We start from the raw sequence: 282 nt of genomic DNA, 5'->3' as shown, positions 1-282 counted from the left end.
TTGGGCGTTTTAGGCTTAAGTGGTTTGTTTATGATTTATAGCGGCCAAGGTTGGGAAATAACTGAAGTTTTAAATGTACTTTCTGGTTTTTCTCTTGGAGCTTCATCTATAGCGTTATTTGCGCGTGTTGGTGGTGGTATTTATACCAAAGCTGCCGATGTTGGTGCCGATTTAGTTGGTAAAGTTGAAGCAGGTATTCCTGAAGATCATCCGTTAAACCCGGCAACTATTGCCGATAACGTTGGTGATAATGTAGGAGATGTTGCTGGTATGGGGGCCGAT

General features: G+C 42.6%; 1 protein-coding gene. It reads left to right on the top strand.

What is annotated here, in order from left to right:
• Positions 1 to 282 (top strand): sodium/proton-translocating pyrophosphatase (locus FUA24_RS17265; RefSeq protein ID WP_148544329.1); only part of this gene is annotated, 282 nt, incomplete at both ends.

Source organism: Seonamhaeicola marinus (assembly GCF_008085455.1).
This window is presented reverse-complemented; position numbering and strand designations above follow the sequence as displayed.